At 74.9% G+C, this 26,647-nt stretch carries 25 protein-coding genes; 12 read left to right on the top strand and 13 right to left on the bottom strand.

Features of this window, described 5'->3' with window-relative positions; translation table 11 throughout:
• Positions 1-534 precede the first annotated feature (534 nt).
• Entirely contained in the window at positions 535-1,890 is a 1,356-nt protein-coding gene (locus tag K7787_RS23210) for a dipeptidase (protein ID WP_223002783.1), read from the bottom strand.
• Between the two features lie 214 nt (positions 1,891-2,104).
• On the opposite strand from K7787_RS23210, the gene K7787_RS23205 reads away from it, so the two are divergent.
• Positions 2,105-3,367, top strand: coding sequence for a geranylgeranyl reductase family protein (locus K7787_RS23205; protein ID WP_169436029.1), 1,263 nt, complete (start codon positions 2,105-2,107; stop codon positions 3,365-3,367).
• 453 nt (positions 3,368-3,820) lie between these two features.
• Here K7787_RS23205 and K7787_RS23200 read toward each other — a convergent pair whose 3' ends face one another.
• Complete coding sequence (locus tag K7787_RS23200; RefSeq protein ID WP_164391982.1) at positions 3,821-4,273, bottom strand: nitroreductase family deazaflavin-dependent oxidoreductase; 453 nt, start codon at positions 4,271-4,273, stop codon at positions 3,821-3,823.
• Between the two features lie 149 nt (positions 4,274-4,422).
• On the opposite strand from K7787_RS23200, the gene K7787_RS23195 reads away from it, so the two are divergent.
• The 3 genes from K7787_RS23195 to K7787_RS23185 all read left to right on the top strand — a co-directional run bounded on the left by K7787_RS23195 (position 4,423) and on the right by K7787_RS23185 (position 7,230).
• Positions 4,423-5,130, top strand: a complete 708-nt coding sequence (locus K7787_RS23195; RefSeq protein ID WP_223002782.1) for a TetR/AcrR family transcriptional regulator — start codon at positions 4,423-4,425, stop codon at positions 5,128-5,130.
• Between the two features lie 145 nt (positions 5,131-5,275).
• Positions 5,276-6,568, top strand: a complete 1,293-nt coding sequence (locus tag K7787_RS23190; protein ID WP_247721191.1) for a sensor histidine kinase — start codon at positions 5,276-5,278, stop codon at positions 6,566-6,568.
• Complete coding sequence (locus K7787_RS23185; RefSeq protein ID WP_223002780.1) at positions 6,565-7,230, top strand: response regulator; 666 nt, start codon at positions 6,565-6,567, stop codon at positions 7,228-7,230. Before K7787_RS23190 ends, K7787_RS23185 begins: the two co-directional genes overlap by 4 nt.
• 91 nt (positions 7,231-7,321) lie before the next feature.
• On the opposite strand, the gene K7787_RS23180 is transcribed toward K7787_RS23185, so the two are convergent.
• Positions 7,322-8,077, bottom strand: coding sequence for a maleylpyruvate isomerase family mycothiol-dependent enzyme (locus K7787_RS23180; protein ID WP_223002779.1), 756 nt, complete (start codon positions 8,075-8,077; stop codon positions 7,322-7,324).
• Between the two features lie 202 nt (positions 8,078-8,279).
• Between K7787_RS23180 and K7787_RS23175 the strand changes: the two genes are divergently transcribed.
• Positions 8,280-10,826, top strand: coding sequence for an ATP-dependent Clp protease ATP-binding subunit (locus tag K7787_RS23175; RefSeq protein ID WP_223002778.1), 2,547 nt, complete (start codon positions 8,280-8,282; stop codon positions 10,824-10,826).
• A 306-nt stretch (positions 10,827-11,132) separates the two neighbouring features.
• On the opposite strand, the gene K7787_RS23170 is transcribed toward K7787_RS23175, so the two are convergent.
• The gene (locus K7787_RS23170) at positions 11,133-12,371 is read right to left on the bottom strand and encodes an MFS transporter (RefSeq protein ID WP_308036444.1); all 1,239 of its coding nucleotides are present in this window, start codon (positions 12,369-12,371) and stop codon (positions 11,133-11,135) included.
• Between the two features lie 211 nt (positions 12,372-12,582).
• Positions 12,583-13,155, bottom strand: a complete 573-nt coding sequence (locus K7787_RS23165) for an Rv1733c family protein (protein ID WP_308036443.1) — start codon at positions 13,153-13,155, stop codon at positions 12,583-12,585.
• A 196-nt stretch (positions 13,156-13,351) separates the two neighbouring features.
• Here K7787_RS23165 and K7787_RS23160 point away from each other — a divergent pair, with 196 nt between their 5' ends.
• Positions 13,352-13,735 carry a luciferase domain-containing protein gene (locus tag K7787_RS23160; RefSeq protein WP_019985669.1) on the top strand — a complete coding sequence of 128 codons (384 nt, stop codon included), beginning with the start codon at positions 13,352-13,354 and terminating at the stop codon, positions 13,733-13,735.
• 122 nt (positions 13,736-13,857) lie between these two features.
• Here the strand turns inward: K7787_RS23160 and K7787_RS23155 are convergent, their stop codons facing one another.
• Positions 13,858-14,637 (bottom strand): DeoR/GlpR family DNA-binding transcription regulator, encoded by a 780-nt coding sequence (locus K7787_RS23155; RefSeq protein WP_009187306.1) that lies wholly within the window; start codon positions 14,635-14,637, stop codon positions 13,858-13,860.
• 123 nt (positions 14,638-14,760) lie between these two features.
• Here K7787_RS23155 and K7787_RS23150 point away from each other — a divergent pair, with 123 nt between their 5' ends.
• Positions 14,761-15,642: an SIS domain-containing protein gene (locus K7787_RS23150; protein WP_223002777.1), complete on the top strand. Its 882-nt coding sequence runs from the start codon at positions 14,761-14,763 to the stop codon at positions 15,640-15,642.
• Between the two features lie 37 nt (positions 15,643-15,679).
• On the top strand, positions 15,680-16,552 hold the full coding sequence (locus tag K7787_RS23145) for a class II fructose-bisphosphate aldolase (RefSeq protein WP_223002776.1): 873 nt from the start codon (positions 15,680-15,682) through the stop codon (positions 16,550-16,552).
• A 50-nt stretch (positions 16,553-16,602) separates the two neighbouring features.
• Here the strand turns inward: K7787_RS23145 and K7787_RS23140 are convergent, their stop codons facing one another.
• Positions 16,603-17,736, bottom strand: coding sequence for a methyltransferase (locus K7787_RS23140; protein WP_223002790.1), 1,134 nt, complete (start codon positions 17,734-17,736; stop codon positions 16,603-16,605).
• A 67-nt stretch (positions 17,737-17,803) separates the two neighbouring features.
• Between K7787_RS23140 and K7787_RS23135 the strand changes: the two genes are divergently transcribed.
• Positions 17,804-18,496 (top strand): alpha-ketoglutarate-dependent dioxygenase AlkB family protein, encoded by a 693-nt coding sequence (locus K7787_RS23135; RefSeq protein WP_223002775.1) that lies wholly within the window; start codon positions 17,804-17,806, stop codon positions 18,494-18,496.
• 53 nt (positions 18,497-18,549) lie between these two features.
• The gene (locus tag K7787_RS23130) at positions 18,550-19,788 is read left to right on the top strand and encodes an ROK family protein (RefSeq protein WP_223002774.1); all 1,239 of its coding nucleotides are present in this window, start codon (positions 18,550-18,552) and stop codon (positions 19,786-19,788) included.
• A 291-nt stretch (positions 19,789-20,079) separates the two neighbouring features.
• Here the strand turns inward: K7787_RS23130 and K7787_RS23125 are convergent, their stop codons facing one another.
• From K7787_RS23125 to K7787_RS23115, 3 genes are read right to left on the bottom strand one after another with little or no spacing between them, the layout of a single operon-like run.
• Entirely contained in the window at positions 20,080-20,988 is a 909-nt protein-coding gene (locus tag K7787_RS23125) for a phosphotriesterase family protein (protein WP_169436154.1), read from the bottom strand.
• Entirely contained in the window at positions 20,985-21,569 is a 585-nt protein-coding gene (locus tag K7787_RS23120) for a DUF4865 family protein (protein WP_223002773.1), read from the bottom strand. Before K7787_RS23120 ends, K7787_RS23125 begins: the two co-directional genes overlap by 4 nt.
• Positions 21,570-21,590: 21 nt before the next feature.
• Positions 21,591-22,178 carry a TetR/AcrR family transcriptional regulator gene (locus K7787_RS23115; RefSeq protein WP_223002772.1) on the bottom strand — a complete coding sequence of 196 codons (588 nt, stop codon included), beginning with the start codon at positions 22,176-22,178 and terminating at the stop codon, positions 21,591-21,593.
• Between the two features lie 170 nt (positions 22,179-22,348).
• On the opposite strand from K7787_RS23115, the gene K7787_RS23110 reads away from it, so the two are divergent.
• Positions 22,349-22,657, top strand: coding sequence for an SHOCT domain-containing protein (locus K7787_RS23110; protein WP_223002771.1), 309 nt, complete (start codon positions 22,349-22,351; stop codon positions 22,655-22,657).
• Positions 22,658-22,861: 204 nt separating this feature from the next.
• Here K7787_RS23110 and K7787_RS23105 read toward each other — a convergent pair whose 3' ends face one another.
• Positions 22,862-23,413, bottom strand: a complete 552-nt coding sequence (locus K7787_RS23105; RefSeq protein WP_078625052.1) for an ATP-binding protein — start codon at positions 23,411-23,413, stop codon at positions 22,862-22,864.
• 196 nt (positions 23,414-23,609) lie between these two features.
• Positions 23,610-23,933 carry a hypothetical protein gene (locus tag K7787_RS23100; RefSeq protein ID WP_009187298.1) on the bottom strand — a complete coding sequence of 108 codons (324 nt, stop codon included), beginning with the start codon at positions 23,931-23,933 and terminating at the stop codon, positions 23,610-23,612.
• Between the two features lie 372 nt (positions 23,934-24,305).
• On the opposite strand from K7787_RS23100, the gene cds1 reads away from it, so the two are divergent.
• A complete protein-coding gene (cds1, locus tag K7787_RS23095) occupies positions 24,306-25,430 on the top strand; it encodes an L-cysteine desulfhydrase Cds1 (RefSeq protein WP_009187297.1) in 1,125 nt (374 codons plus the stop codon).
• Positions 25,431-25,580: 150 nt separating this feature from the next.
• Here the strand turns inward: cds1 and K7787_RS23090 are convergent, their stop codons facing one another.
• The gene (locus tag K7787_RS23090; RefSeq protein WP_223002770.1) at positions 25,581-26,426 is read right to left on the bottom strand and encodes a DeoR/GlpR family DNA-binding transcription regulator; all 846 of its coding nucleotides are present in this window, start codon (positions 26,424-26,426) and stop codon (positions 25,581-25,583) included.
• Positions 26,427-26,647: the final 221 nt, after the last annotated feature.

Here is a 26,647-nt window from a genome sequence, read left to right as displayed (position 1 = left end):
GCGCCCACGCCGGAAGGGACGCTGCGTACGCCGCGCCGACGGCGGAGCGGGCGGGTGGGCCCGGCGTCCGCGGCGGTCGCGCGCCGCGCCCGGCGCCTTCGGTGGGAGCCGGCGAAGTCCTTCGGCGGGCCGACGGGGTCGTGCCGCGCCGGCGGCGCAACCGGCGGCGTGCCGGTCCCGTCGGCGGGGCCTGCGCAGTCCCCGGTGGCACCGGCCGGAGCGGGCGGTGCGCCTGACGTGACCCCAGGAGCGGATGTGCCCGGCGGCGACGCCAGGCGCGCGCTGCGCCTGACGCCTTCGGCAGAGCCGAGGAAGTCGTGCCGCCCCGTCGGCGAAACCGACGGTGACCGCCGGTGGTGGAGCTGCGAAGCCGTGCCACCCCGACGGCCGACCGGCGGTGCCCCCGGCGCAGTAGGCGTGGCGGGCGCACCGCGGCTGAGGACCGGGCGAACCCCCGCCGCGCCGCCTCCCCGACGCGCCGCCTCCACGGCGGGCAGCGGTTCGGGTGCGCCGCCCGCCGCCCGCCATCGCGGCTCAGCTCGCCGCGTAGTTGCGCAGGAACAGGGCCTCCGCGACCGACATCCGCTCCAGTTCCTCGGGGGAGACGCTCTCGTTGACGGCGTGGATCTGTGCCTCGGGCTCGCTCAGGCCGATCAGCAGGATCTCCGCCTCCGGGTAGAGCGAGGCGAGGGTGTTGCACAGCGGGATGGAGCCGCCCTGGCCGGCGTACTGCATCTCCTCGCCGGGGTAGGCGGCGGCCATCGCGTCGGCCATCGCCCGGTACGCGGGGCTGCCGGTGTCGGCGCGGAAGGCCTCGCCCTGTCCGACCACCTCGGTGCTCACCCGCGCGCCCCACGGCGTGTGCGCTTCCAGATGGGCCTGGAGCAGCTTGGCCGCCTCGCCGGTCTCGACGCCCGGCGGCACCCGCAGGTTGACCAGGGCGCGCGCCCCGGCCTGCACGGACGGGGTCGCGCCGACGACCGGCGGGCAGTCGATGCCGAGCACGGTGACGGCCGGCCGGGCCCAGATGCGGTCGGCGACCGCGCCGGAACCGATCAGCTCGACCCCGTCGAGCACCTTGGCGTCCGCGCGGAACTGCGCCTCGTCGTACCGCAGACCGGACCAGACGGCGTCGCCGGACAGGCCGTCCACGGTGGTGGAGCCGTCCTCGGCGCGCAGCGAGTCCAGGGTGCGGATCAGCGCGGCGAGCGCGTCGGGGGCGGCTCCGCCGAACTGGCCGGAGTGCAGGTTGCCCGCCAGGGTGTCGACCTGGACCCGGACCAGGAGCATGCCGCGCAGCGTGGAGGTGACGGTGGGCAGGCCGACGCGGAAGTTGCCCGCGTCGCCGATCACGATGGTGTCGGCCGCGAGCAGTTCGGGGTGCTGCTCGGCGTAGCGCTGGAGACCGCCGGTGCCCTGCTCCTCCGAGCCCTCCACGATGATCTTGACGGCGACCGGTATGCCGCCATCTGCCTTGAGGGCGCGCAGCGCGAGCAGGTGCATGATGACCCCGCCCTTGCAGTCGGCCGAGCCGCGCCCGTACCAGCGGCCGTCGCGCTCGGTCAGCTCGAACGGCGGGGTGATCCAGGCGGCCTCGTCCAGCGGCGGCTGCACGTCGTAGTGGGCGTACAGGAGCACGGTCTTCGCGCCCTCGGGGCCGGGCAGGTAGCCGTACACCGACTGGGTGCCGTCCGGGGTGTCGAGCAGGGCCACGTCGGTGAAGCCCTCGGCGCGCAGCGCGTCGGCGATCCAGTCGGCGGCGGCCTCGCTCTCGCTGCGCGGATACTGCTCGAAGTCCGCCACCGACTTGAACGCCACCAGTTCGGCGAGTTCCGTCCTGGCCCTGGGCAGCAGGGAGGCGACGGCCTCGGCGACCGGATTCGACGACATGGGCACGCTCCTTGTGGGTGCGATGGTGCACTCGTGAGTACCTTCGGCGGTACTTCGGGTACTTCTGTTTCCGGATGATCGGGTGGGTGCGGGCGCCGTGCGGCGGCCGGGGCGCCCACGCTGCCGATCCTCCCACAGAGGACCTGGTCGCCGACCGCCGTAGGATGCGGGAGACAGCAGCGGCAGCCGGCTTGATCTGGAGCGGTAGACCATCGTGAGCAGCGACAACTCTTCGGCAGACGACGTGCGGCAGGTGTGGGACGTCGTCGTGGTGGGCGCGGGACCGGCGGGGGCCTCGGCCGCCTACGCGGCGGCGGTCGCGGGACGGCGCGTGCTGCTGCTGGAGAAGGCGGAACTGCCGCGCTACAAGACGTGCGGCGGTGGCATCATCGGCCCGTCCCGCGACTCGCTGCCGCCCGGCTTCGAACTGCCGTTCAAGGACCGTGTGCACGCGGTGACCTTCTCGAACAACGGCCGCTTCACCCGCACCCGCCGCTCCCGGCAGATGCTGTTCGGCCTGATCAACCGGCCCGAGTTCGACCAGCAGCTCGTCGAGCACGCGCAGAAGGCCGGTGCCGAACTGCGCACCGGCGCCACCGTGACCCGGGTCGAGCAGCACGGCTCGGCGGTGCCGGACCGGCGCACGGTCGCCGTGGTCCTCCAGGGCGGCGAGACCGTCCTCGCGCGGGCGGTCGTCGGCGCCGACGGCAGCGCCAGCCGGATAGGCGCCCACGTCGGCGTGAAGCTGGACCAGGTGGACCTCGGTCTGGAGGCGGAGATCCCGGTGCCCGAGACCGTCGCCGAGGACTGGCGCGGGCGGGTGCTCATCGACTGGGGGCCGATTCCGGGCAGTTACGGCTGGGTGTTCCCGAAGGACGACACGCTGACCGTCGGCGTGATCTCGGCCCGCGGCGAAGGCGCCGCTACCAAGCGGTACTTGGAGGACTTCATCGCCCGCCTCGGCCTGGCCGGCTTCGAGCCGAGCATCTCCTCCGGGCATCTGACCCGCTGCCGCGCCGAGGACTCGCCGCTGTCGCGCGGGCGGGTGCTGGTGTGCGGCGACGCGGCCGGGATGCTGGAGCCGTGGACGCGCGAGGGCATCTCGTTCGCGCTGCGCTCGGGCCGGCTCGCGGGGGAGTGGGCGGTGCGGATCGCCGAGTCGCACGACGCGGTCGACGCCCGGCGCCAGGCCCTGAACTACGCGTTCGCGATCAAGGCGGGGCTCGGCGTCGAGATGGCCGTCGGCAAGCGGATGCTCGCGGTCTTCGAGCGCCGCCCCGGCCTCTTCCACGCCGCCCTGACCGGGTTCCGCCCCGCCTGGAAGGCGTTCAAGGACATCACCCAGGGCTCGACCTCGCTCGGCGAACTGGTCCGCAACCACCCGGTGGCCCAGCGGGCGCTTTCCGTGATGGACCGCAGGGCCGCCGAGCCGGTCGCGCCGCCCGCCGAGGAGACGGAGGACGAGGCCGCGTCCTGAGCGCGGCCGGCACGGCCGGACCGTGACCCGCGCTCGGCTTCGGGGTCGTGATCGAGCCTTGGCCTCGCTCGGCCACTGACCGCGCTCGGCCACTGACCGCGCTCGGCTCCTGACCGCGCTCGGCTCCTGACCGCGCTCGGCTCCCGGCCGCGCTCGGCTCCCGGCCGCGCTCGGCTCCCGGCCGTGGTCTGCCTCGGTCGTGCTCGGCCCCGGCCGTGGCCGGCCCCTGACCAGGCTCGGCTTCCGGCTGCGGCCGGTCTCTGGCCGCGCTCGGCTCCCGGCCGTTGTCCGCCCCGGCCATGGTCTGCCTCGGTCGTGCTCGGCCCCGGTCGTGGCCGGCCCCCGACCGCGCTCGGCTTCCGGTTGCGGCCGGTCTCTGGCCGCGCTCGGCTTCCGGTCGTGGTCGGCCCCGGTCGTGGTCGCTCTCCGCCCGCGATCGGTTCGCCGCCGCGTTCAGCCCTTGACCGTGATCCGGAAGACCGGGTGGTCGCCGGCCGCCGCGTTGATCTCCTCGTCCGAGGAGGCGGCCGTGACCCCCTGGAAGTACTCGTTGACCTGCCAGCCCCACCGCTCCAGATAGGTCCGCAGGATCGGGAGCTTCTCCGCGTCGGGAAGCTCCACCGCGGTGAACTCCCGCACCTTGCGCCCGACCCGCAGCTCCCCGCCGCCTGCCGCGCGCATGTTGCGCACCCACTGGGAGTGGCCGCGCGCCGAGACCAGGTACTGCGCCCCGTCGTGGGTGTGCGGGTTGACCGGGATGCGCTGGAGCTTGCCGCTCTTGCGGCCCCGCACGGACAGCTCGGCCGAGCCCGCGAGGCTCAGTCCGCGCCGGGCCAGCCACCCGATGACGCCGTTCAGACGGACGTTCAGCGCGCTGCCCTTGAGGTAGTACGGCGACGACGACATGAGGACCCCCACGGGTTCGGGAGAGCGGTGCTCTCGCTTCCGGGTTCCAGTGTGCGCGGAACGGTGCTCCAAAGCAAGAGCAGTGCTCTCTTTTGTGTGCGCTGCTCCATGACGTGTGCGGTGCTCCGGATTCGTGGAACACTCTCTCCATGAACACCGCGAACACCGCGAACACCGCCAAGGGAGCCCGCGCCCGGGCCAGGACGGAGATCACCGCCGCCATCAAGGAGGCCGCGCGCGGACAGCTGGCCGCCGAGGGCGCCGCCAAGCTCTCGCTGCGCGCCGTCGCGCGCGAACTCGGCATGGTCTCCTCCGCGCTGTACCGGTACTTCCCCAGCCGCGACGACCTGCTGACCGCGCTCATCATCGACGCCTACGACTCCCTGGGCGCCGCCGCCGAGCAGGCCCACCACGCGGCCGCCGACGCCACGCCCCTGGAGCGCTGGACCGCCGTCTGCGAGGCGGTGCGCGGCTGGGCCCTCGCCCACCCGCACGAGTACGCCCTGATCTACGGCTCGCCCGTCCCCGGCTACAGCGCCCCGCAGACCACCGTGCCGGCGGCGGCCCGCGTCGGCCTCCTCCTCATCGGCATCGTCCGCGACGCCCACGAGCAGGGCCGGCTGACCGGTCACGCCCTCCCCGCCGAACTGAGCCGGGAGGCCGAGCGGATGACCGCCGACCTCGCCCCCGACCTGCCCCCCGAGATCGTGACGGCGCTCGTCGCGGCCTGGGCGCAGCTGTACGGGCTCGTCGGGTTCGAGCTGTTCGGGCAGTTCAACCGGGTGGTGGAGGACCGCGAGCCGTTCTTCCGGCACGCGGTGGTCCGGCTCGCGCACGGGGTGGGGCTGGAACCCTGACCGGCCCCGCCACCCGCCGCCGGGACGGCCGTACGCGGCGGGACACGGCCCCACGCCGCCCCGGGCGCCGTACTTCCCCGGGAGTACAGGTGATCACCTCGCCGGGCTGACGCGCGGACCGGGCGGCCGGTCTAGCGTGGCGGGCATGGAAGAGCAGCGCGCGGCCCCGGGCGGCCCGCCGCGGTGGCGGCGGCACGCGCCGCCCTGGTGGCACGGCACGGAGGGGGAGGAGCCCCCGGGCCGGCAGGACGACGGACGGGGGACCGGAGGTCCGCACACGGGCGGGCTCCGGCCAGGGCGTCCGCACCGGCCCTGGCTCTCCACCGCGCTGTGCACCGCCCTCGTGCTCGCCGGCTCCCACTTCGCGGCCCGCGGCCAGCACGGCCACCGCGAGCCGCTGGACGGCGCGGCGTACGCGCTGCTGCTCCTGGCCTGCGTACCGCTGCTGTGGCGGCACCGGCACCCGGCCCTCGCGGCGTACGGCACGGCGGCGGCCACCCTGGCCTACCTCGCCGCCGGCTATCCCTACGGGCCGGTGTTCGCGGCCGTCGCCGTGGCCTGCTTCAGCGCCGTCGTCGCCGGGCGCCGCCGCGCCGCCTGGACGTCCGTGGGCGCGCTGTGGGCCGGGAACGCCCTCATCGCGCTCTGGCTCTACCGGTGGCTGCCGCCGCCCGGGGACGGTCCCTCCTCCTGGGGGCAGCAACTCGTCGTCGCCACCTGGGTGGTGGCCGTCGTCGCCCTGTCCGAACTGGCCCGCGCCCGCCGCGAGCAGTGGGCCCGGGAACGCGCCGAACGCGCCCAGGCGGCCCGGCGGCGCGCCGACGAGGAACGGCTGCGCATCGCCCGCGAACTGCACGACGTCCTCGCGCACAGCATCTCCGTCATCAACGTCCAGGCGGGCGCCGGTCTCGCCCTGCTGGACAGCGACCCCGAACAGGCCCGTACGGCGCTCACCGCCATCCGGGCCGCCAGCAAGGAGGCGCTCGGCGAGGTGCGCCAGGTGCTCGACACCCTGCGCGCCCCCGGCGACGCCCCGCGCGCCCCGGCGCCCGGCCTCGGCCGACTGCCCGAACTGGTCGGCCAGGCGGCCGCCGCCGGGCTCGCCGTCGAGGTCGACGGCGCCCCGCCCCCGCTGCCGCCCGGCATCGACCTGGCCGCCTTCCGCATCGTCCAGGAGGCCCTCACCAACGTCGTACGGCACTCCGGTTCACGGCACGCGCGCGTGCGCCTCGACCACGGCGGCGGCGCGCTGCGGCTGCGGATCGACGACGACGGACCCGCCATCGGCGCGGACGCGGGCGGCAGCGGCAACGGACTGGCCGGGATGCGCGAGCGGGCCGCCGCGCTCGGCGGCGCCATCGAGGCGGGAGCGCGCCCCGACGGCGGCTGGCGAGTGCTCGCCGTACTGCCCCTGACGACCGAGGAGGACGACCGGTGATCCGCGTACTGCTCGCCGACGACCAGTCGCTGGTCCGGGCCGGTTTCCGGGCGCTGCTCGACGCACAGCCGGACATCGAGGTCGCCGGGGAGGCCGCCGACGGGGCGGAGGCCCTGCGCCGGGTGCGCGAACTGCGCCCCGACGTCGTGCTGATGGACATCCGCATGCCGGTGCTGGACGGCCTGGCCGCCACCCGCGGCATCACCGGAGACCCCGGCCTGGCACACGTCAAGGTGGTCATGCTCACCACCTTCGAACTGGACGAGTACGTCTTCGAGGCGATCCGCTCGGGCGCCTCCGGCTTCCTGGTCAAGGACACCGAACCGGACGAACTCCTGCGCGCGGTGCGGGCGGTGGTCGCCGGTGACGCCCTGCTGTCGCCCGGCGTCACCCGCCGGCTGATCGCCGAGTTCGCCGCCCGGTCCAAGGAGCCCGCGGCGGCCGACGCCCTTGCCCGCCTCACCGAACGCGAACGCGAGGTCATGGCCCTGGTCGGCATCGGCATGTCCAACGAGGAGATCGCCCGCCGCCTGGTCGTCAGCCCCCTCACCGCCAAGACCCACGTCAGCCGCGCCATGGTGAAGCTCGGCGCCCGCGACCGGGCCCAACTGGTCGTGCTCGCCTACGAGTCGGGCCTGGTCAGGCCGGGCTGGCTGGGGTGAGACCCGGCGGGGCGCACCGTGCCGGCCCGCTGGGAAGGGGCCCGCGCGGGGTCGGGCTTCGGCGCACCCCGCCCTGTGCGCGCCCGTCAGTTCAGGTGATCGCCGAGGTCTCCCGCCACAGCGCGGCCAGCGACGCGTCGCCCGTCACGCTCGGCACCGGACCCCGGTTCCACAGCGCCAGGTACAACCGGTCCGCCGGGCCGGAGAGTTCGGCGTCGGCCGCACCGACCGCGTCCCGCACCGTGACCGGCGGCCCGTCCGACAGCCGTACGGTCCACACCGCCTCGTCCGCCTCCCCGGCGTCCGCGGCGCGCACCCGCAGGACGCGCGGCTCGGGGACACGGACCCGGCTCCTGGGGCGGGCGTGGAAGCCGCGCAGCAGCTCGTCCACGCCGTCGACGGCGAAGCCGGTGTCGATCGCCGTGGGGGCGCCGCCGCGCGCCGACTCGGCGTCGAAGCGGTGGACGGCCGTCTCGTGCGCCTGCCGCCGGGTCCAGAAGGCCAGGGACGTGGGCGGCGACTGGGGCGCGGGGTGGAAGGTCCAGCACTCCACCTCGGCGGGCGCCTCGGCCAACGTCCGCACCAGCCGGCGGTGGGCGTCGCGGTACCAGGCCACCAGCTCGGCGCCGTCGAGCCGGGGGGCCTCGCCGAGCGGGAACGGCGAGGTGCGCCCGTCGGCGACGAAGGCGGCGGCCCACTCGTGCACGGCGCCCGTGTGCGCCAGCAGGTCCCGCACCCGCCACTGCGGACAGGTCGGCACCTCGGCGTCGGTGCCCGCCTCCTCGGCGGCCGCGGCCAGCAGCCGCCCCTCCCGGTCGAGCACGTCAAGGAACTCGGCAGTCTTCATCCCACGGAGTCTGCCCGAGGAAACGGCCCGGGCGACAGGGGGATCCCGCCCTGCGGGACGGCCGGGCGGCCGGCCCGGCGCCCCGCCGAAGCCGCCGTTCGCGTCGCTCCCGCACCGGGTCGGCGTATGTCGCGTTGCGGGGGCGCGCCGGACGAGGTGGGCTGGAGGGTGACTCACGTTCCCCACGCTGCGGACGGCGACCATGACGATGTCCCCCTTCGGCGCCTCATTCGGCGGCCAGGACCCGTTCTCCGAGATCCTCAACCGCTTCTTCGGCATGACGCCGGCCGCCTCGCCGCCCCAGGTGCAGCGGGTGCCGATCGGCCGGCTGCTGACCGAGTCCGCGCGCGAGCTGATCAACACCGCCACCCGGCGGGCCGCCGAGGACGGCAGCTCCGACCTGGACACCGAGCACCTGCTGTGGGCCTGCACCCAGGTGGACCCCACCCGCGGCCTGCTCACCCAGGCGGGCGCCGACCCCGACCGGCTCGGCGCCGACCTCGCCGCCGCGCTGCCCGGCGAGAGCGGCGCCCCCTCCGCCGAGCCCGGCCTGACCCCCGCCGCCAAGCGGGTGCTGCTGCGCGCCTACGAACGCTCCCGGGCCGCCGGGGTGTCGTACATCGGCCCCGAGCACCTGCTCGGCGCGCTGCTGGACACCCCGGGCACGGCGGCGGGCCGCGTGCTCGCCTCGCACGGCCTGGAGACCGAGCGGCTGCGCCGCAGCGCCGAGGAGGCGGCCCGCAGCGAGACCGCGCCGGGCGGCGGCGAGAAGCCCAGCGACACGCCCACCCTCGACCAGTACGGCCGCGACCTCACCGAAGAGGCGCGGGACGGGAAGCTGGACCCCGTGGTCGGCCGGGCGCTGGAGATCGAGCAGACGGTGGAGATCCTCTCCCGCCGCTCCAAGAACAACCCCGTCCTGATCGGCGAGCCGGGCGTCGGCAAGACCGCCATCGTCGAGGGCCTCGCCCAGCGGATCATCGCCGGGGACGTGCCGAAGACGCTGGAGAACAAGCGGGTCGTCGCCCTCGACCTGACCGGGCTCGTCGCCGGCGCCCAGTACCGCGGCCAGTTCGAGGAGCGGCTGAAGAACGTCATCGACGAGGTGAAGGCCGCCTCCGAGTCGACCATCCTCTTCCTGGACGAACTGCACACCGTCGTCGGCGCCGGGGCCACCGGCGAGGGCTCCATGGACGCCGGCAACATCCTCAAGCCGGCCCTGGCCCGCGGCGAACTCCATGTCGTCGGGGCCACCACCCTGGACGAGTACCGGCGCTACGTGGAGAAGGACGCCGCCCTGGAGCGCCGCTTCCAGCCCGTCATGGTGCCCGAGCCGAGCGTCGAGGAGACCGTGCAGATCCTGGAGGGCCTGCGCGACTCCTACGAGGCCCACCACCAGGTCCGCTACAGCGACGACGCCCTCGCCGCCGCGGCCGTGCTGTCCGACCGCTACGTCTCCGACCGGTTCCTGCCCGACAAGGCCATCGACCTGCTCGACCAGGCCGGCGCCCGGGTCCGGCTGCGCTCGCTCGGCCGCTCCACCGAGGTCGCCGAGGGCGAGGACCGGCTGGCCAAACTGCGCCGCGAGAAGGACCAGGCCGTCGCCGCCGAGGACTTCGAGCGGGCCAGCGAGCTCAAGGACCGGATCGCGGAGGCGGAGGACGAACTCGCGGGGCTGGCCGAGCGGCGCGAGGGCGTGCTGGAGGTGACCGTCGACGACATCGCCGACGTGCTGTCCCGGCGCACCGGCATCCCCGTCTCCCAGCTGACCGAGAGCGAGAAGGAACGGCTGCTGAAGCTGGAGGAGGCGCTGCACGACCGGGTGGTCGGGCAGGACGAGGCCGTCACCGCCATCGCGCAGGCGGTGCGCCGCAGCCGGGCCGGCATGGGCGACCCGAACCGTCCCGTCGGCTCCTTCCTGTTCCTCGGCCCGACCGGCGTCGGCAAGACCGAACTGGCCAAGGCGCTCGCGGAACTCCTCTTCGGCGACGAGAACCGCCTGGTCCGCTTCGACATGAGCGAGTTCCAGGAGAAGCACACCGTCTCCCGGCTGGTCGGCGCCCCGCCCGGCTACGTCGGCCACGAGGAGGCCGGCCAGCTCACCGAGAAGGTCCGCCGCCAGCCCTACAGCGTGCTGCTGTTCGACGAGGTCGAGAAGGCCCACCCGGACGTCTTCAACGCCCTGCTCCAGGTCCTGGACGACGGACGGCTCACCGACGCGCAGGGCCGCACGGTCGACTTCCGCAACACCGTGGTCGTGATGACCTCCAACATCGGCGCGCAGCGCATCCTCGCCCACCACGGCGACGTCGCCGACATCAAGGACCAGCTGATGGAGGACCTGCGCGGCAGGTTCCTGCCCGAGTTCCTCAACCGCATCGACGACATCATCATCTTCCACGGCCTCGGCGAGGAGGAGCTGAACCGGATCGTGGACCTGCTGCTCGACAACAGCCGCCGTCGGGTGCGCGCCCAGGGGCTGGAGCTGCAGGTCACCGACGCGGCGAAGAGGCTCCTCGTCGCCCACGGCCACCAGCCCGAGTTCGGCGCCCGCCCGCTGCGCCGCACCATCCAGACGGAACTGGACAACCGCATCGCGTCCCTGCTGCTGAGCGACGAGGCGGACCCCGGGGACACCATCGTCGCCGACGTCGTGAACGACTCCCTGGTCTGCCGCGTGGAGCGGCCGGCCCCGTCCGACGCGAAGGTCTACGAGGAGAGCGGCGAGAGCGCGGCGCCCGCCGAGTGACCGGCGGCGCGCACGCGCACGCCCTCCGACCGGCGCTGGTCGCTTGCGCGACCGGCGCCGGTCGGACGTGTGCGGCGGATGTCCGGGTTGCGCCGGTCCGTGCGCCGGTCGTGCGTCCCGCGCCGGTCCGGACTCCGGCCGTCCGTTCCGCGCCGGTCCGTGCGCCGATCGTCCGCCCCGCGTCGGCCCGTACTCTGGCCGTCCGTTCCGCGCCGGTCCGTGCGTCGGCCGTCCGTTACGCGCCGGTCCGTACTCCGGCCGTCCGACTCGCGTTGGCTCGTGCGCCGACCGTCCGACCTGAGCCCGTCACTCGAAGGCCGACCGCCGGGTCGCGAAGCCGATCGTGGCGGCGACGGCGGCCAGGACGGCGACGCTGGTGAGCGCGGCCGGCAGCGTGAGCCAGTCGGCCATGAACCCGATGGCCGGAGGTCCGAGCAGCATGCCGCCGTAGCCGAGCGTGGAGGCCACGGCGACGCCGCTCGGACCGGCCAGGGCGCCCGCGCGTTCCACGGTGACCGGGAAGACGTTGGCGAGTCCGAGCCCGGTCACGGCGAAGCCGAGCAGCGCCGCCCACACGGACGGCGCGAGCGCGCCGAGCAGCATCCCGGCCGCCGCGGTGGCACCGCCGGCCACGATCGTCCGGGACCGGCCGAGCCGCTCCAGCAGCGTCGTCCCGGTCAGCCGCCCGGCGGTCATCGCGAGGGCGAAACAGGAGTAACCGGCGGCGGCCACACCGGCCGACGCGTCCAGGTCCTGCTGGAAGTGCAGGGCACCCCAGTCGGCCATCGCGCCCTCGCCGTAGGAGGTGCACAGGGCGATGAGACCGAGGACGACGACGAGCCCGCGGGTGCGGCGGGCGTCGGGGCGGCGCGGGTCCGCCGCCCGCGCCGGGTCCGACTGCGCCGACCGGGCTCCGCCCGTCGCCGGGCCGTCGTCCGGCGGCGTCGGGGCGGGGTGGCGCAGCAGGGTGGGGCCGGCGGCGGCCGTGACGAGCAGGCCGATCAGGGTGAGGCCCAGCAGATGGCGGGTGGGGGACAGGGAACCGGCCACGAGCCCGCCGAGCCCCGCGCCCACCATGCCGCCCAGACTGAACGCGGCGTGGAAGGTGGGCATCACCGGCCGCCGCAGCGCGGCCACCAGATCGACGGCCGCGCTGTTGAAGGCCACGTTGATCCCGCCGTACGCCGCGCCGAAGGCCAGCAGCACCGCGCCCAGCGTCCAGGCCGAGTGGGTGAGCGGGGGCAGGGCGACGCTGAGGGAGAGCAGGACGGCGCAGACGACGGTGACCGGGTGGCTGCCGTAACGGCGGCACAGGCGGCCGGTGAGGGTCATGGTGATCACGGCTCCGGCGGACACGCCGAGCAGAGCGAGCCCGAGGGCCCCGGCGGAGGCGTGGGTCTGCTGCTTGATGGCCGGGATGCGCACCACCCAGCCCGCGAAGACGAAGCCGTCGAGCGCGAAGAAGGCGGTGAGGGCGACCCGGAGCCGGGTGAGGGAGTGGTCCGGCACGACACTGTGCGAGCGGACTTTGTTTATGAGCGGCACAAAATCAGGCTAGGAGCGCGCGGACCTGCGGGCAAGGGGCAAGGGGCGGGGTGCGGTGACCAGAAGGCAATGGTCAGGGAGGCGGGCGGCCCGCCGACGGGCGCGGGGGCAGGCGGGCGGGCGGCGCGGCAACGACCGGGAAGGGCGGGCGAGGCGACGCGGCGGCAGGCGCGCGTACGTGTACCCCCGCAGGCACCGGGACGGAGCCGCGTCAGCCCGTCTTGCGCCCCCAGGTGTCCACCCGCGCCCATTCCTCGGCCCACTGGTCGAAGCGATGATGGTCGAGGCGGTTGCGGGCCAGCTTCGCGCCGCCGATGACCAGGCCCATCGTGGCCGAACCGGCCCACAGGCCGCCCAGCACGGCCTGGAAGGCGGTGTCGGCGGGCGAGGCGGGCGGCGAGGTGAGGTTGCCGCGCTCGTTCGTCCACACCGTGACCTGCGTACCGGGCGCCGCGGTGGCGGGCACCCTGGTGCGGTCGGTGTGCGCAACTCCGCTCGCGTCCGTCCAGCGCACGGTGCCCCACACCAGCGAACCACCGGCCGGCCGGGCGGCGGCTCCCCGCGCCGGTTCCTCGGCCAGCACGGCCGACACCGCATGGGTCTGCGCCCGGACGCGGTCCGCGCTCTGCTGCACGGCGCCCGCCGTCAGCAGTCCCGCCACCAGCCCGCCCAGCACGGCCAGCGTCCAGGCGACGAGCAGGATCCACGCCTCGACGACATCACTGGTCCGCCGGAGCGGATTGCGCCGCCACCGCCACCACCGCACTCCCGCACGACGTGTCACCTTCGACACCCCCTCGTGCACCGACGGGCTCCTACTGCCAGTGTGCCCCCTGTGGAGATCGGAAGCCCCGGTGGGGACGCGGAAAAGATCCGGGCGGCCGGACGGGGCGGAGCCGCGCCCACCGGATCGGGACACGGAACGGTTAAGGCTCGCGCACGCGCCGGTGGCCGTGCGGTGAGCGCGCCATGATGGTGCCATGACGCTCGCCGCGCGCGCCTTCACCCAACTGGCCAGCTGGCCCGACCTGATGGAAGCGGTGCCGAGCTGCGGCGCCGGACAGGCGCTCAGCTCGCCCTACGGGGAGATCGCCCACTTCCACTCCGACCGCGACGTCGACCTCAACCTGACCGACCGGGCGATACGCCGGCTGGCGGGCGACCTGAGACGCTTCGCCGCGCTCCGGGTCGTGCCGGGCTCGTCGTGGGTGACGATCCGCCTCGACGCCTCCGCCGACGTCGATCTTCTCCTGTCCCTGATGAGCGTCGCCCTCAAGGCCCACCTGGGCGGACCCGCCGCCGACGACCGCCCGGCGCCCGCCGGCTGCAACGACGGCCGCGGCGTGGGCTTCTGGCGCACCTGACCGATCCCGCCGGCCGCGCCTCACCGGCCGTTCCCACCGGTCGTGCCCCCAACCGCTCCCGCCGGTCGTGCCCCCGACCGCTCCTGCCGGTCGAGCCCCCGACCGCTCCCGCCGATCACGCCTCACACCGTGAGGACCCGGACCCCCGCCTCCTCGAACCTGCGCACCGCGTCCCGGTCCGCCGCCGAGTCGGTGACCAGCGTGTCGACGGACTCCACCGGGCAGATCCGGGCGAAGGCGCGCCGCCCCAGCTTGCTGGAGTCCGCGGCGACGACCACCCGCTCGGCGCGCTCGCACAGCAGCCGGTTGATCGCGGCCTCCGCCTCGTCGTGCGCCGCCGCGCCGTGCGCGACGTCCAGGGCGACCACGCCGAGCACCGCCACGTCGAGCGTGATCTGGCTCAGCACCCCGTCCGCCAGCGGGCCGATCAGCTCGTACGACTGCGGGCGCGCCACCCCGCCGGTCAGCACGATCTTGAACTGGGGCCGCACCGCCAGCTCGTTGGCGATGTTGAGCGCGTTGGTGACCACGGTCAGAGCGGGCGACCCGGAGGTCAGATCGGCGCGCACCGCCAGGGCGCGGGCCACCTCCGTGGTGGTGGTGCCCCCGGTGAGGCCCACCGCCTCGCCGGGGGCGACGAGTTCCGCGACCGCGCGGGCGATGCGCTGCTTCTCGCCCGCGCGGCGGGCCGTCTTGTAGCGCAGGGGCAGTTCGTAGGAGACGCCGTGGACGACCGCGCCGCCCCGGGTGCGCACCAGCATCTGCTGCTCGGCGAGCTGGTCGAAGTCCCGCCGGATCGTCGCGGCCGACACCTCCAGCCGGGTCGCGGCCTCCTCCACGTCCAGCCGGCCGCGCTCCACGAGCAGTTCCAGCAGCGCCTTCCAGCGGGCGTCGCGCGACATCGGCGGCCTCCGTTCCTCGGTCCTCCGTGACCCTAACGCACCCACCACGCAGCGAAATGCTTGATTGTGCTCGAAACTCGGCGCTATCTTGCAAGAACAATCAGCAAACCGGGAGGGTGTGCCATGAGCCATGTCGAGGACGAGCTGACCAGTCAGCCCGAGTGCTGGACCCGCGTCGCCGCCGACGCCGCCGGACACGGCCCGGCGCTGCCCGCGCCGGGGGAGCGGGTCGCGATCGTCGGCTGCGGCACGTCGTACTTCATGGCGCAGGCCGCCGCCGCGCTGCGCGAGGGCGCCGGGCAGGGCGAGACCGACGCCTTCGCCGCCTCGGAGTTCCCGCACGGCCGCGCCTACGACCGCGTCCTCGCCCTCACCCGCTCCGGCACCACCACCGAAGTGCTCGACCTGCTGCGGAAGGTGGCCGGCGGGACCCGCACCACGGCCGTCACCGCCGACCCGGACACCCCGGTGATGGAGGCCGCCGACGACGTGGTCGTGCTGGACTACGCCGACGAACGCTCCGTCGTGCAGACCCGGTTCGCCACCACCGCGCTCACCCTGCTCCGCGCCCATCTCGGCCTGCACTCCGACGCCGTCGTCGCGGACGCCCGCACCGCGCTGGCCGAGCCGCTGCCCGAAGGGCTCGTGGAATGCGGGCAATTCACCTTCCTCGGGCGCGGCTGGACGGTCGGGCTCGCCAACGAGGCCGGGCTGAAGATGCGCGAGGCATCGCTGTCCTGGACCGAGGCCTACCCGGCGATGGAGTACCGGCACGGCCCCATCAGCATCACCACCGAGGGCACCGCGACCTGGATGCTCGGCCCGGCGCCCGAGGGACTTGCCGAACAGGTGCGCGCCACGGGCGGGTTGTGGGTGGAGGGCGGCCTCGACCCGCTCGCCGAACTCGTCCGCGCCCAGCGGCTCGCCGTCGCCGTCGCCGCCGCCCGCGGCCTCGACCCGGACCAGCCGCGCCACCTCACCCGCTCGGTGATCCTCGCCTCCTGACGCCCCGTCACCCCCTTCCCCACGGAAAGGACAGGCCGTGCCGCTTGCAGCCACCGGCGAGCTGGTCGGCAGCGCCGCCGCCGCGCGCTCCGCCGTCGTCGCCTTCAACATCATCACGCTGGAACACGTCGAGGCCGTCGTCGCCGGCGCCGAGGCGGCCGGCACGCCCGTCATCCTGCAGATCAGCGAGAACGCGGTCAGGTTCCGCTACGGACGGCTGCTGCCCCTGGCCCGCGCCGCCGCCGAGGCGGCCCGACGAGCCGCCGTGCCCGTGGCGTTGCACCTCGACCATGTGCAGAGCGACGACCTGCTGCGCCAGGCGCCCGAGGCGGGCTTCAGCTCCGTGATGTACGACGCCTCCCGGCTGCCGTACGCGGAGAACCTCGCCGCGACCAGGGCCGCCGCCGAATGGGCGCATGCCCAGGGGCTGTGGCTGGAGGCGGAGTTGGGCGAGGTCGGCGGGAAGGACGGCCGGCCGCCGCTGGACGCCCACGCCCCCGGCGCCCGCACCGACCCCGGCGAGGCGCACGCGTTCGTCACCGGCGCCGGAGTGGACGCCCTGGCCGTGGCCGTCGGCAACTCCCACGCCATGACCGAGCGCACCGCCGCCCTCGACCACGACCTGCTCAAACGCCTCGCCGACGCGCTGGACGTGCCCCTCGTCCTGCACGGCTCCTCAGGCCTCGCCGACGCCGAGCTGACCGCGGCCGTCACCGGCGGCATCGCCAAGGTCAACGTCGGCACCGCGCTGAACATCGCCATGACCCGCGCGATCCGCGAGTTCCTGGCCGCCCACCCCGAGGCAGTCGACTCCCGCAAGTACCTCGGCGTGGGCCGGGAGGCGATGGTGACGGAGGTGACCCGCCTCCTCGGGGTGATCGGCGCACCCCGCGCGACGACCGCCGGCTGACGGCCGCCCGCTCGGCGTCCGCCCCGGCCCCGCCCGCGGCCCGCCGGCGCCTACCGCTTGACCGCCCTCAGCAGCACGAACTTCGGGTCGCTCGCCACCAGTTCGCTGTTGCCGAACAGCCGCCGCAGCTTCACGTGGTAGCCGAGGTGCCGGTTGCCGATCACCCACAGCGAGCCGCCGGGGCGCAGCGCGCGCCGCGCCCCGGTGAACATCCGCCACGCCGTCGCGTCGGTCGTCGCCTGGTGGGAGTGGAACGGCGGGTTGTTGAGCACCAGGTCCACGCTGCCGTCCGGCACCCCGGACAGCCCGTCGCCGACCCGGAACTCGGCATGCCCCGGCACCCCGTTCGCCTTGTACGTCGCCTCGGCCGAGGCGACCGCCTGGAACGACTCGTCGGTGAACAGCACCTCGGCCTCCGGGTGCGCCAGCCCCATCGCCGTGCCCACCACGCCGTTGCCGCAGCCGAGGTCCACCACCCGCCGCGCGCCGTCGCCGTCCGGCAGGTGCCGGAGGAGGAAGCGGGTGCCGATGTCGAGCCGGTCCGCGCAGAACACCCCGGCGTGGTTGACGACGGTCCGGCCGGAGACCGCGCCGATCCCGCCGGGCAGCGTGTAGGCGTACGGCCACGGGTTGGCGGGCCGCTCCAGGGACGGGTCCGGGGTGCACAGGATCAGCCGGGCCTTGCGCTCGGCGAGCGAGGTCCGGGTCGGGCCGATGATCCGCTCGAACAGCGTCAGCGTCGAGGTGTGGATCTCCTTCACCATGCCCGTGCCCACGACGACCGTGCCCGCGTGCAGGGCGGGCGCCAGCCGCAGCAGCTGGTCCTCCAGCAGCGCCAGGCTCTTGGGCACCCGCACCAGGAGCACGTCGATCCGGTCCGGCGGCGGGTCCTGCGTGGTGAGCAGCCGCACCGCGCCGGGCTCGGCGCCGTTGCGGGCGAGATTGAGCCGGGTCGCCTCCTGCCCCAGATACGAGTCGGTGATCTGCGTCGGCCCGTGCGCCGCCAGCGCCGTGACCAGCGCGCCCCACCGGTCGCCGACGACCACGACCGTCCCGGACAGGTCGATGGCCTGCTCGGCGAGGTGCCGCAGGAGGTACTCGTCGGAGGCGTCCCAGGCACGCAGCCGGTCACGCGGGTCCACGGGGAACCGGGACAGGGCCGGCTCGCCCCAGGGGGTCGTCATACGGTCGTTCATCGTCCGTCCAGGCTAGCCGAGCCGCAGCTCAGCGCCGCCGCGGCAGGATGGGGTCATGGACGCCGAGCTGTTCCCCCGCCGCCGGGCCGAGATCGCGCCGGGCGCGGTGCATGTCCCCGACTGGCTGGATGCGGCGCGCCAGCGCGAGCTGCTGGAGGCCTGTCGGCGGTGGGCCCGCCCGCCGGCCGGCCTGCGCACGGTGCGCACCCCCGGCGGCGGCACGATGACCGCCCGGCAGGTCTGCCTGGGCTGGCACTGGTACCCGTACGCCTACGCCCGCACCGTCGCCGACGGGGACGGCGCACCGGTGAAGCCGTTCCCCGCCTGGCTGGGCGAGCTGGGCCGGCGCGCGGTGACCGACGCCCTCGGACCGGAGGCGGCGCGGGAGGCCGCGTACGACATCGCGCTGATCAACTTCTACGACGCCGACGCCCGCATGGGCCTGCACCGCGACGCCGACGAGAAGTCCGCCGCGCCGGTGGTGTCGCTGAGCCTCGGCGACACCTGCGTCTTCCGCTTCGGCAACACCGAGACCCGTACCCGGCCGTGGACGGACGTCGAGCTGCGCAGCGGCGACCTGTTCGTCTTCGGCGGCCCCTCCCGGTTCGCCTACCACGGGGTGCCGCGCGTCCATGCGGGCACCGCGCCGGGCGAGTTGGGGCTGACCGGGCGGCTGAACGTCACACTCCGGGTGAGCGGCCTGGCGGACCCCGCGCCCGGAGGGGGCCGGAGCGGACAGCGGGCCTGAACCGGGCCGGTCCCCGGACGGCCGGAAGTACGGATCATGGGAGACTCCCCCTCATGAGCGGCAAGGCTGACCCCCGGACGGCGGGGGAAGGGACCACCTCGAGGACGCGGCTGGACCGGGGGCGCGGCGCGCTCGGACCCGCGTTGGAGCTGGTGCACACCGGGCGTGCCCCGACCCGGGCCGTGCTCACCGCGGAGCTGGGGGTGACCCGGGCGACGGCCGGGGCGGTCGCCGCCGAGCTGGAGGCGCTCGGCCTGATCCGGGTGGACCCCCGGCCAGCCGCCGCGGCCGGTTCGCAGGGCCGGCCCTCGCACCGCCTCTCGGTCGCCGAGGACGGACCCGTCGCCCTCGCCGCCCAGGTGCACGCCGACGGCTTCCGCGCCGCCCTGGTCGGCCTCGGCGGCCGGATCGTGGCCACCGCGCCCGGCTGCGAGGCCGTGGACGCCGACCCGGCCAAGGTGCTCGGCTCGGTCGTCGAGGCCGGTGCGGAGCTGCTGCGCGCGACCGGCCGGCGCTGCGTCGGCGCCGGGCTCGCCGTGCCCTCCGCGGTCGCCGAACCCGACGGCACGGCCCTCAACCCGCTCCACCTGGCCTGGCCGGTCGGCGCGCCCGTACGGCGGATCTTCGCCGAGTGCGTGCGCGCCGCCGGGATCGACGGACCGGCGTTCGCCGCCAACGACGTCAACCTCGCCGCGCTCGCCGAGCACCGGCACGGCGCGGGGCGCGGCGCCCGCGACCTGCTGTGCGTGGCCACCGGGCACCGCGGGGTGGGCGGCGCGCTGGTGCTGGACGGGCGGCTGCACACGGGCAGTTCCGGCCTGGCGCTGGAGGTCGGGCACCTCACCGTCAACCCCGAGGGCCGCCCCTGCCACTGCGGCAGCCGCGGCTGCCTGGACGTGGAGGCCGACCCGCTGGCCCTGCTCACCGCCGCGGGCCGCGCGCCCGGCCCCGAGGTGTCGCTGCTCAAGCAGGCCGACGACCTGATCCGCGGCCACCTCGACGACCCGGCCGTCCGGACGGCCGTGGAGAGCCTCGTGGACCGCCTCGGGCTGGGGCTGGCCGGTCTGGTCAACATCCTCAACCCGGACCGGATCATCCTCGGCGGACTGCACCGCACCCTGCTGGAGGCCGCCCCGGACCGGCTGCGCGCCGTCGTCGCCGACCGCAGCCTGTGGGGCCAGAGCGGCGGCGTGCCCATCCTCCCCTGCACCCTGGACCACAACAGCCTGGTCGGCGCGGCGGAACTGGCCTGGCAGCCGGTCCTGGACGACCCCCTGGGGGCACTGGCCTGAGGGGCGGGGGCCCGGGGCAGCGTGGGCGCCGGGGCCGGCCCGGCGTCGGGCGCCCGGCCCTCAGAGGCACGGTGCCGGCTCGACGGCCGAGGTCCGGTTCGGCGACTCAGCGCCGACCCGGTGGTCCGGCACCGGCCTGACAGCCGGGGGCCGGTCCCGACGCTTCGCGCCCGCCCCGGCGGACCGCCCGGACTCCGGCCCTTGCGCCGCCCGGCGCCCCCGGCGGCGCGCCACCGCGCCCGGGAGCAGGGGCCGCGCCAAGAGGGGCGCGGACATCCCCGGCACCCGCGCTCAGCGCCAGGCCGTGGCGAAGGCGCGGGCCGGGTTCTCGGTGAGGATGCGGTCCACCAGGTCCGCGCCCAGTTCGGCCGCCAGCCGCGGGCGTATGCGGCGCAGCAGGTACGGCATGCCGGGGCCGCCGTCGACCGACCGGGCGCCGGCGGTCACCGTGTCGCCGCCGAGCAGCAGCCGGTCGCCGTGTCCGGCCTCGGCCAGGGCGCGCACGGCCTCCGGCATCCGCCAGTCGGTGGCGTGATGGGTCCGGGAAGGACCGTCGAAGGCCAGGTAGCAGCCCGACTCGGCCGCCTGGCGGTGCAGCACGGGATCGGGGAAGCGGTTCAGATGGCCGAGGATCACCCGGTCCGGCGGCACCTCCGACGCGCCGCACAGCAGGTCCAGCACGTCGAGGGCGGCCGTGCCCATCTCCAGGTGGACGGCGACGGGCGCGCCGGTGGCGTGGTGGGCCTCGGCCGCGGCGGTCATCGTCCAGCGGGCGTGCGCGTCGAGGCCGTGGAAGCCGCCGGCGACCTTGACGAGCCCGGCCCGCACGCCGGTGTCGCCGATCCCCTCGGTGAGTTCGGCGACGAAGACGTCCGCGAGCCTCCCGCGCAGCGCGGCCAGCGTGTCCTCGTCGTAGTGGACGTCCTGGTGCAGCCCCGTCGCGCACACCACGTGCACCCCGGCGGCCCGGGACAGCGGCGGCAGCTCCGCGGCCCGGCGGCCCAGCCCGTACGGCGTCCACTGCACGACGGCCGACCCGCCCGCCGCGCGGAACGCGGCCAGCTCCGAGCCCGCGGCCCGTACGTCGTCCAGCTCCTGGCCGGGCAGCCGGGGGCTGCGGAAGAAGAGGTGGTCGTGCGCGTCGGTCACACCGAGTTCGTCCGGTGCGACGTCGCCGAGCACCGTGCGGACGGCGCTCACCACTGCCGGCCCGTGGGCAGCGACTCGCGTCCGGGCGCCGACAGGTGCAGGACCTGGAACACCTCGCCCTCCGCGTCCGGCGTCCGACGCGCCCACAGCGAGAAACGCACCAGCTCCCAGCGGCTCGTGTCCACCGCGGTCGCCGCGAGCACCGCGCCGTCCCGCCCGGCCAGCCGCCCGTTCTCGCGCACCGCCTCGGCCATGAACTCCGCCAGTACCACGCCCTCCGGGACGGGCACCCGCTGCCGTACGGCGACGAGGGGGGCCGAGTCCGCGGCGTCGCCGCCCTCGTGCGCCAGCCCCGTCCACTGCCGCACCACGGGCCGGCCGAAATCGCCCACCAGCCCCTGGAAGGGGCCGCCCCATAGGAAGGAGTTCATGCCCTCCGTCGTGTTCCACAGGTAGAACGGCGCGTACTGGCTGACCGGAGAGCCGTGCACCCCGCGCTCGCGCATCAGATACGCCTTGACGCCGAGGCCGTCCCAGTCGTCGAGCGCGTGCCCGATCCGGTCGACGCGGTCCCGGATGATCCCCATGTCGTAGTCGGCGGGCAGGGTCAGCTCGTACTGCATCGCGTGCATGTGAAGGTCCCTTCCCGGCGCTCAGGCCGGACGGTCGGCGTCGGTGCGCAGCAGCGACAGCAGTCCCCGTACGCCGGTGTCGAAGGCGGCGGGGGAGCCGGCGGCCCGGGCCAGCACATAACCGCCCTGCACGGTGGCGAGGACCGTCGCCGCGATCTCCTCGCCGTCCAGGCGGGGCGGGAACAGACCGGACTCCTTGCCCTCCTCGACCACCTGCGCCAGCCGCTCGCGCAGGGCGTCGAGCGTCTCGTCCACCGGTGCGCGCAGCTCCGCGCTGGCGACGATCTCCGGGTCCATGGTCAGCCGGCCGACGGGACAGCCGCGCAGCACGTCGCGCTCGCGGCGCAGATACGCCTCGATGCGCTCGTAGGGCGTGCCGGGCCCGGTCAGCAGGGCGTCCGCGGTGGCCAGCAGCTCCGTGCAGGTACGCCGGATGGCCGTCAGCGCCAGGTCGGACTTGCCCTTGAAGTGGTGGTACATGCTGCCCTGCCCGGCGCCGGCGCGCTCCAGGATCGCCTTCGGGCTGGTGCCCACGTAGCCGCGCTCCCACAGCAGTTCGCGGGTGGACTCGATCAATCGCTCCTGCGTGCTCACGAGAGCAGAGTACATACCAGTAGGTACAGAAGTCGAGTGCTTTCGGGAGCGCTCACGGAGCAGCCGCCGCGCCCCCGTACTCCCCGGGAGGTACGCGCACGGCCGCTGGCCGTACGACGACCCCGGCACCCGCGGCGGCGATCCTCGACTCATCACCCGGAGAACTCCCGAAGGAGACGAGCGAGATGCAGACTTTGGCGAACTGGGACGGGAGCGGCCCCGGGCCGTGGGTCCTCCTGTTCCCGCTGTTCTGGGCGGCCGCGATCGCCGGGGTCGTCACCCTTGTGCGGCGCACCCGGCGCGGCGCGGGAGGACCCTGGGCGGGCCCGGCCGGCCCCTGGCGGGGCGTGGACGGCCGCCCCGCCGGCGACTCGCCGCCGGCCGTGCTCGGCCGCCGCTTCGCCTCCGGCGAGATCGACGAGGACGAGTACTGGCGCCGGCTGTCGGTGCTGGAGGAGCACTTCGGCCGTACGGAGAAGAACGGCGTCCGCTGACGCCGGCGGTCCGCGGCGCAGCGCCCCGTCGCACACGACGGAGTACGGCACCGCCTACTCCGCGCGCGGGCGGCGGCCCACGGGACCGCGCTCGTCGCGCCCCGCGGCCGGACGGCGGCACCGTGCTCCGCCGGCCGGCGCCGAGGCCGACGCCGCCACCGGCCGGAATCCGGCGGTGACGGCGTCGCTCGGGCTCGCCCCCGGTCAGCCGGGGACGGGCGAACGGGCGGGAACGGGCGCGGCCCTCGCCCCGTCGAGCGCGGGTTCTACCTCCGCGAACCGGCGTACGGGCTGCTGCTCCCCGGCGGCCAGTCGCGGCACCCGCGCCGGCACCGTGACGGCGACCGGGGCGGTGGCGGAGGGCAGGGTGAACCACACCACCTTGCCCTCCTCGCCGTCCGGGCGCGCGCCCCAGCTCTCGCTCATCGCGGCCACCATCGCCAGTCCCCGGCCTTCGGTGGCCAGTGGCGCGATGTCGCCCATGTCCTCCACCACGGGAAGACGCGGATCGTGGTCGCGCACGGAGACGGTGAGCCGGTCGAGCAGGAACTCGAGCTCGACGGTGCACAACTTGTCGGGCTGGGCGTGCTGGTGGACGTTGGTCAGCAACTCCGTCACACCGAGCGCGGCCCGGTCTATCAGAGGGTCCAGATGCCAGTAGCGCAAGTGCGCCGATACGATTCTGCGGACCTGGCCGATCCGCGACGGCAGGGCTTGGAGCTCCACCGTGCAGTGCCTGCTTGGGTGACTGATCACGGCTGCGACTCCCCGACGTTGAGGTCCGGAAGAACACGACGTTTCGGATGCAGCAGGACGCCTGCATGACACTGCCGCCTGCTGTCGTGGCCGGCGGGCTGGTTCGCAGCGTTATCGCCGGTAAACCCAGAGTGACGTGAGACCAGCGTGACGCAAGGGGTTCGGCACCGCAACTTCGCGCCACCTTCGCGACGGCTCAGCCGCCGCGCCCCGCGGCCCTGCGGACGGCCTCGATGAACCGGCGCGCCGCGGGCGGCCCCGGCTCGCCGGGAGCGGGGTCGCGGTCGCTGAGGGTCAGCAGGTACCGGGTGCCGGCGAGGTCGGCGCGCGCCCGGCCGTCCGGGCCGAGCCAGGGCCTGGACGCGCGCACCGCGCTCACCGGCGCGCTGTCGATCACCGTGCCGTAGCTGGTGAGCAGCTCCAGCCTGCCGTCGCTGATCCGGACCCGTCCGGCCCGGGTGAGGGAGCGCAGTCGTCTGGCGATCCGCACGCCCGTGGCCGTGAACTCCGGTTCCGCCATCCCTGCCCGCCCCCTTGCACACGCCGCCGGCCGCCGGTCCGGCCCGGTTCACGGGCCGGCGCCGTCCGCGCGGGATCTGCCCCGCATCCCGTACGGCTCTCCGTCCCCGCGCGGTGCAGTCTGCCCCGCTTCCGCGTCCGGCACCAGTGCACGTGGGGCGCTTGCGAACGGCGCGCGGAGCACTCGCGCGAACGCGCCCCCGCCCATGCGGCGAATGCGCCCCGCACGCGCTCTGGCGCGCCGCGCCCCAGGGCTGCCTTTGGGCCGCTCAAAGAGGCGTTTATGCAGGTGAGAAGCTTGCGGAAGGTGTCTATCATCGATGACGTCCGGCCGCGCGACACGCCGTCGGCGCCCATCGTTAGGAGTCCCGCCGTGAGCACCACCGAGCAGCGCCGGACCGGCGACACCCTCGACGTCGACCGCAGCGACACCGGCTACCGGAACTGGCTCAAAGAAGCGGTCCGCAAGGTCCAGGCCGACGCCAACCGGTCCGCCGACACCCATCTGCTGCGCTTCCCGCTGCCCGAGGAGTGGGGCATCGACCTCTATCTGAAGGACGAGTCGACCCACCCGACCGGCAGCCTCAAGCACCGCCTCGCGCGCTCCCTGTTCCTGTACGGCCTGTGCAACGGCTGGATCCGGCCCGACCGTCCCGTGATCGAGGCGTCCAGCGGCTCGACGGCCGTCTCCGAGGCGTACTTCGCCAAGCTGATCGGGGTGCCGTTCATCGCGGTGATGCCGCGCACGACCAGCGCCGAGAAGTGCCGTCTGATCGAGTTCCACGGCGGCCGCTGCCACTTCGTGGACGACCCGCGCACCATGTACGAGGCCTCCGCCCGGCTCGCGGTGGAGACCGGCGGCCACTACATGGACCAGTTCACCTACGCCGAGCGGGCCACGGACTGGCGCGGCAACAACAACATCGCCGAGTCCATCTTCCGCCAGCTCGAGCTGGAGCGCTTCCCCGAACCGGCGTGGATCGTCGCCACCGCGGGCACCGGAGGCACCTCGGCGACCCTCGCGCGCTACGTCCACTACATGCAGTACGACACCCGTATCTGCGTCGCCGACCCGGACAACTCCTGTTTCTTCGACGGCTGGACCACCGGCGACCCGGACGTCACCTGCGACTGCGGTTCGCGCATCGAGGGCATCGGCCGGCCGCGCATGGAACCGAGCTTCGTGCCCGGGGCGATCGACCGGATGATGAAGGTGCCGGACGCCGCCGCCGTGGCCGCCGTGCGCGCCCTGGAGGGGGCCATCGGCCGCAAGGCGGGCGGGTCCACCGGCACCGGTCTGTGGAGCGCGCTGAAGATCGTCGCGGAGATGGTGGCGCAGGGCCGCCGGGGCAGTGTGGTGACGCTGCTGTGCGACCCGGGGGACCGCTACCTCGACAAGTACTACTCCGACGCGTGGCTGGCCGAACAGGGCCTGGACGCCGCGCCGTACACGGCGGCGATCGAGTCGTTCCTGGCCACGGGGGCCTGGCCGGCCTGACCGCGCGAGGGCCGGCCCGGCTGCCGCGACGGACGGTCCGGCTGCCGCGACGGGCGGTGCGAGGACTGCCGTGCGCCGGCCGTCAGGCGGCCGTGTCCCGAGGCCGTCGGTCCACGGGGCCCGGCACCGCGCCCCGCAGCCGACGGGCGCTCAGGCGTCCGTCGGCTGGCCGGTCTCCCCGGACTCCCCGCTCTCCCCGGCCACCACCAGCCGCAGGTGCTCCGCGATCTCGGCGCGCGCCTCCGGTGGCAGTCCGGCGTCCGTGACGAGGGTGTCGATCCGGTCCAGCGTGGCGAAGGAACTCAGGCCCACCACGCCCCACTTGGTGTGGTCGGCGACCACCACGACCCGCCGTGCGGACTGCACCAGACGCCGGTTGGTCTCCGCCTCGGCGAGGTTCGGCGTCGACAGCCCGGCCTCGGCCGATATCCCGTGCACACCGAGGAACAGCACGTCGAAGTGGAGCGCGGCGATCGCCTGGTCCGCCACCGGCCCGACCAGCGAGTCGGACGGGGTGCGCACCCCGCCGGTCAGCACCACCGTCGCCGAGCCCTGCCGCTGGCCGGAGGTGCGCTGCGCGGTGTGGAAGACGTCCGCGACCCGCACCGAGTTGGTGACCACCGTCAGATCTGGCACGTCCACCAGATGATGGGCCAGCGCGTACGTCGTCGTACCGCCCGAGAGCGCGATCGCCGAGCCCGGCGCGACCAGTTGGGCCGCCGCCCGCGCGATGTCCTCCTTGGCCGTCAGCTCCAGACCCGACTTGGCCTCGAAGCCCGGCTCGTGCGTGCTCGCCTCCACCACCGGCACCGCGCCGCCGTGCACCTTCTCCAGCATGCCCTGCCGGGCCAGCGCGTCCAGGTCGCGGCGGACCGTCATGTCCGACACGCCGAGCTTGCGCGTCAGCTCGTTGACCCGGACCCCGCCGCGGCGCCGGACCTCGTCCAGGATCAGGGCCCGCCGCTGCTCCGCGAGGAGGTTCTGATTCTCACTCACGCGTGCTCCGGTTCCTTTCGCCTCAAGCCGCCCGACACGCCCGGCGCCCGCCGCGACAAGGGGCTCGTCATGGGCGGTGCCTCACGGGCGCCCCATCCTTTCACGGGGCGCCGGACACCGCGGCACCGCCCGCCCGACACGCACCCGACGCCGTGCGAAGCACCGTGCGACACGCCCGGCGCGCGGCGGACGTCACCGGATCGGGCGCATTCCCCCGGCGG

The organism is Streptomyces sennicomposti (assembly GCF_019890635.1).
Taxonomy (GTDB): domain Bacteria; phylum Actinomycetota; class Actinomycetes; order Streptomycetales; family Streptomycetaceae; genus Streptomyces; species Streptomyces sennicomposti.
The sequence above is the reverse complement of the archived record's forward strand: the minus strand, read 5'-3'. Positions and strand labels throughout refer to the sequence as shown.

Bases quoted from the DNA above. Each gene is read 5' to 3' on its own strand.
- K7787_RS23150 (WP_223002777.1), top strand. From the start codon at position 14,761: ATGAGCCATGTCGAGGACGAGCTGACCAGTCAGCCCGAGTGCTGGACC.
- K7787_RS23115 (WP_223002772.1), bottom strand. From the start codon at position 22,178: ATGTACTCTGCTCTCGTGAGCACGCAGGAGCGATTGATCGAGTCCACC.
- K7787_RS23180 (WP_223002779.1), bottom strand. From the start codon at position 8,077: ATGAAGACTGCCGAGTTCCTTGACGTGCTCGACCGGGAGGGGCGGCTG.
- K7787_RS23110 (WP_223002771.1), top strand. From the start codon at position 22,349: ATGCAGACTTTGGCGAACTGGGACGGGAGCGGCCCCGGGCCGTGGGTC.
- K7787_RS23210 (WP_223002783.1), bottom strand. From the start codon at position 1,890: ATGTCGTCGAATCCGGTCGCCGAGGCCGTCGCCTCCCTGCTGCCCAGG.
- K7787_RS23140 (WP_223002790.1), bottom strand. From the start codon at position 17,736: ATGACGACCCCCTGGGGCGAGCCGGCCCTGTCCCGGTTCCCCGTGGAC.
- K7787_RS23175 (WP_223002778.1), top strand. From the start codon at position 8,280: ATGACGATGTCCCCCTTCGGCGCCTCATTCGGCGGCCAGGACCCGTTC.
- K7787_RS23190 (WP_247721191.1), top strand. From the start codon at position 5,276: ATGGAAGAGCAGCGCGCGGCCCCGGGCGGCCCGCCGCGGTGGCGGCGG.
- K7787_RS23195 (WP_223002782.1), top strand. From the start codon at position 4,423: ATGAACACCGCGAACACCGCGAACACCGCCAAGGGAGCCCGCGCCCGG.
- K7787_RS23130 (WP_223002774.1), top strand. From the start codon at position 18,550: ATGAGCGGCAAGGCTGACCCCCGGACGGCGGGGGAAGGGACCACCTCG.
- K7787_RS23135 (WP_223002775.1), top strand. From the start codon at position 17,804: ATGGACGCCGAGCTGTTCCCCCGCCGCCGGGCCGAGATCGCGCCGGGC.
- K7787_RS23155 (WP_009187306.1), bottom strand. From the start codon at position 14,637: ATGTCGCGCGACGCCCGCTGGAAGGCGCTGCTGGAACTGCTCGTGGAG.
- K7787_RS23120 (WP_223002773.1), bottom strand. From the start codon at position 21,569: ATGCACGCGATGCAGTACGAGCTGACCCTGCCCGCCGACTACGACATG.
- K7787_RS23160 (WP_019985669.1), top strand. From the start codon at position 13,352: ATGACGCTCGCCGCGCGCGCCTTCACCCAACTGGCCAGCTGGCCCGAC.
- K7787_RS23200 (WP_164391982.1), bottom strand. From the start codon at position 4,273: ATGTCGTCGTCGCCGTACTACCTCAAGGGCAGCGCGCTGAACGTCCGT.
- K7787_RS23100 (WP_009187298.1), bottom strand. From the start codon at position 23,933: ATGGCGGAACCGGAGTTCACGGCCACGGGCGTGCGGATCGCCAGACGA.